Annotated in this window: 2 pseudogenes; both read left to right on the forward strand. The window is 38.4% G+C overall.

Annotated features, from left to right (window positions below):
• Nucleotides 1-201 precede the first annotated feature (201 nt).
• Nucleotides 202-905, forward strand: a pseudogene (locus tag HMPREF0518_RS04890) (GntR family transcriptional regulator).
• An 84-nt stretch (nt 906-989) separates the two neighbouring features.
• A pseudogene (locus HMPREF0518_RS04895) lies at nt 990-2,477 on the forward strand (6-phospho-beta-glucosidase).
• The last annotated feature ends 18 nt before the right edge of the window (nt 2,478-2,495 follow it).

Here is a 2,495-nt window from a genome sequence, read left to right on the forward strand (position 1 = left end):
TATATACTTTTTGTAGCAACTATTATGCATCGCTTGTAAGCGATTTCAAACGCATATGCTCTGAATGTAAATCAATTTGGTTTACATGCGAGCGAAAATAAATAGAATTCCTTCTAATTTTAGGAACCGCTTTCATTTATTGCTAAAAGCTATTAAAATATTTATGTAATCTTTTTTCTTTACAATAGAGAGGAGGATCCCATGAGTCGCTATAGAGAAATTGCTAATGATATAGAAAAAGATATTATCGAAAAAAATATTCCAGGCGTTTGCCTGAACAATTTGAACTAGCACAAAAATATGGCACCAGTCGAGTGACGATTGTTCATGCTTTAAAAATTCTGCAGGATAAAAAATTAATTCGTACTGTTAAAGACCATGGAACTTATATTACCAGTAAATCAATGCCTGATATTTTCTTAAATTCCGGTGTTAACGAACATACTGGATTTACCAGTCACGTTAATAATGCCCTTCAGCTAAAGAGTAATGTGATTGCTTTTAATATTCGCAAACCTAGTCCTGAAGAATGCAAGGCTTTGTGTCTTTACAAAAACGACGAAGTTTATGACATTATCAGGCAGCGCGTATTAGATGGCAGACCTGCTAAGTTAGAATATACAGTTATGCCCGTTAATCGCATCCCCGGCATCACAATTGATGTTTTGCATAAATCCATTTATTCATATATTCAAAATGATCTAGGCTTAAAAATTGGCAAAGATAGTCGAGTGATTACCGCCGAAAAATCTGATGCCTACGACATCAAATATTTGTATTGCATGTCAGATGACCCGGTTTTGTGCGTGCAGCAAAAAGCTTTTCTAGAAGACGGACGACCATTTGAATTATCGGAATCACGCAATCGTTATGATCGCGGTGCGTTAACCGTGAGCGGTGATTAAATTTTGCTTGATTAAAAAAATCACTATGGCAAAATAGTTGTTGTAAACGTTTCCAGTTACATACGAGAAAGAGAGGAAAATTTAATGTATTCAGCAAAAATGCCAAAGAACTTTTTATGGGGTGGCGCTGTAGCTGCTCACCAACTTGAAGGTGCTTGGAAAGAAGGCGGCAAAGGAGTTTCTGTTGCCGATGTTATGACTGTTGGTTCTGCTACTAAGCCACGTGAAATCACTGATGGCGTGCTTCCAGGCAAGAACTATCCTAACCACTCTGCTATTGATTTCTACCACCACTACAAGGAAGATATTAAGTTAATGGCTGAAATGGGCTTTAAAGCTTTCAGAACTTCCATTGCTTGGACTAGAATTTTCCCTAATGGTGACGAAAAAGAACCTAATGAAGAAGTTTTGAAGTTTTGAAGTTTTGAAGTTTTATGACGATTTATTTGATACCTGTCATAAATATGGCATTGAGCCTGTAATTACCCTCTCCCACTTTGAAATGCCATTCAACCTTGCTAAGAACTACGGTAGTTTTACCAATCGTAAGGTAATCGACTTCTTTGTACGTTTTGCAGAAGTTTACTTCAAGCGTTACAAGAACAAGGTTAAGTACTGGATGACTTTCAACGAAATCGATAATCAATCAGCATTTAACAATGACTTCTTAATGGCTACTGACTCAGGCATTCTTTTCAAGGATGGTATGACTGACCATGATAAGGAAGCTGCAATGTATCAAGCTGGGCACTACGAATTAGTTGCTTCCGCATTAGCTGTTAAGATTGGCCACAAGATCAACCCTAACTTCCAAATTGGTTGTATGATCAACTACTCACCTGTTCGTCCACTTACTCCATCAAGTGACGATGTTCTTTTAGCTGATAAATGGGAACAACGTCGTGATTGGTCCTCAGACGTTCACGTTTTTGGTGAATATACAAATGCAGTTGAAGCTTATATTGAAAGAAATGGCTACCGTCCTTACATCACTGATGAAGACAGAATTGGCTTAAAGGAAGGTACCGTTGACTATGTTGGCTTCAACTACTACCAAACTACTACAGTTTCAAGCGAAAAAGTTAAGCCTGATGACTTAACTGATTTGGCAAAAGCTGTAGCTAAGAACCCTACTTTGAAGCGTAGTGACTGGGGTTGGGAAATTGACCCAGAAGGTTTGAGAATTGCCTTAAACCAATTGCAAGATCGTTACCACAAGCCACTATTCATCGTTGAAAATGGTCTTGGTGCTTACGACAAGGTTGAAGACGGCAAGGTTCATGATGACTACAGAATCGACTACTTAAGAAACCACATTTCAGAAATGGAAAAGGCTGTTGAACTCGATGGTGTCGACTTAATGGGTTACCTTCCATGGGGCGCATCGACTTAGTTTCTGCTGGTACTGGTCAAATGGACAAGCGTTACGGCTTTATCTATGTTGACAAGCGTTACGGCTTTATCTATGTTGATAAGAATGATGCCGGTGAAGGTACCTTAGCACGTTCACGTAAGGATTCATTCTTCTGGTACAAGAAGGTCATCGAATCAAACGGTAAAGACTTAGACTAATACAATTATTAAACTACC

This window comes from Lactobacillus helveticus DSM 20075 = CGMCC 1.1877 (assembly GCF_000160855.1).
In the GTDB taxonomy this organism is placed as follows: domain Bacteria; phylum Bacillota; class Bacilli; order Lactobacillales; family Lactobacillaceae; genus Lactobacillus; species Lactobacillus helveticus.